The sequence below is a fragment of the Leekyejoonella antrihumi genome (genome assembly GCF_007845645.1).
Classification (GTDB): Bacteria; Actinomycetota; Actinomycetes; order Actinomycetales; family Dermatophilaceae; genus Leekyejoonella; species Leekyejoonella antrihumi.
In genome coordinates, this window is record NZ_VCQV01000128.1 from 1 (window position 1) to 1,261 (window position 1,261).

A 1,261-nucleotide genomic window follows, 5' to 3' on the forward strand; every position below is an offset into this window, starting at 1 on the left:
CGATCCGCTTGCGGTCGCACCGGACTGGTCAAGCTGGTTCAGTCGGCAAGCCCGAGGAAGACCAGAAGAGCGCGGTCGAGCCGGACCAGGTCAGCATCGGGCACGTGGCCGAGGTGATCGCGCACGTTCGCTCGTGGCATCGTCGTGACCTTGTCGACCATGATCTGGCTTGGTCTCTCGATCCCGGTAGCACTTGTCGCCTCGATGGGGATGCGAATCAGTGGGGCCTCGACCGGGCTCGTCGTCAGCGGGCAAACCGTCACCGATGCGGTCCCGTCGAATCGATCGTCCTGGACGATGAGCACGGGTCTTGGCTTGCCGGTATAGGCACCACGGGCAGCCGCAGTGTATAGGTCACCCCGCCTCACGCGTCGGGCTCCGCCTCGGCGTCCCAATCGACGGAGATGGCATCGACGAACGCCTGGTCAGCGGCCTCACGCTCGCTGGCGGCGATGGCTGTTGACTGATGGTGAGCTTGCGCGACGAACTCTGGAGCCCGTACGTCGGGCACCCAGATCTGAACCGGCCGCAAGCCCTGCTCGCGCAAACGCCGGCGATGCGCGCGTACCCGGTCTCGTGTCCCTGCCATACCCCAATGTTACATGTAACGGGGTTGGTCGACAACGACTGATCACCCGATAGCCGATTGGTGTTGTGGGCAAGATCTACCGACGCGTCCGCTACCGAGCTTTATGCGCCAACCCTCCCGTCGATGCCCTCGCGAAGCAGATCGAGATGCCCGCAGTGTTGGGCGTACTCAGTAATTATCCGAAGCACCAGCCATCGCAGATCAATGTCCTCGTACCAGTCCAGCGGCCGCGCGGTGACGCCGAGGCCGTGAGCGGCGACGATCTCACGGGAAACGGCACACTCCGCGCGCCAGGCCTCGAGGTCGGTTTCGAAGTCGGCGTCCGAGGGTGGGTCGAAGTCGAGGTTGGGGTTGTCTGTGGTGATGAAGAGGAACGGCACGTCACGGCGCTCGAAGTTCTGCTGGAACCACCAGCGCTCCACACCGGCGAGGTGTCGGACCATGCCGTGCAGTGACAGTGTGGACGGCGGCATTGCCCGGGTCCGGGCCTGCTCCCGTGTCACCCCGCGGCACTTCATTTCCACCGTCGCGCGGTAGTACTCCAGGTACGCCGTGAGAGCCTCACGCTCACCGGCCACGCGCGGGATCCGCGGCCGATCATCGTCAGCCCAGGTGGGCGAGAAGTCGTCGTCGGTCAGACCGGACTCCGACCGACCCGCGCCCTCTGCTGGG

General features: G+C 65.2%; 3 protein-coding genes. All 3 read right to left on the reverse strand.

The annotated features are described in order from the left end of the window. Positions 1 to 38 precede the first annotated feature (38 nt). Entirely contained in the window at positions 39 to 368 is a 330-nt protein-coding gene (locus FGL98_RS25075; protein WP_146321606.1) for a type II toxin-antitoxin system PemK/MazF family toxin, read from the reverse strand. Then, entirely contained in the window at positions 365 to 589 is a 225-nt protein-coding gene (locus tag FGL98_RS25080) for an antitoxin MazE family protein (RefSeq protein ID WP_146321608.1), read from the reverse strand. The genes FGL98_RS25075 and FGL98_RS25080 overlap by 4 nt, the downstream gene beginning before the upstream one ends. Before the next feature lie 101 nt (positions 590 to 690). Beyond that, a partial coding sequence (locus FGL98_RS25085; RefSeq protein ID WP_222432418.1) for a DinB family protein occupies positions 691 to 1,261 on the reverse strand: 571 nt, incomplete at its 5' end.

Bases quoted from the DNA above. Each gene is read 5' to 3' on its own strand.
- FGL98_RS25080 (WP_146321608.1), bottom strand. From the start codon at position 589: ATGGCAGGGACACGAGACCGGGTACGCGCGCATCGCCGGCGTTTGCGC.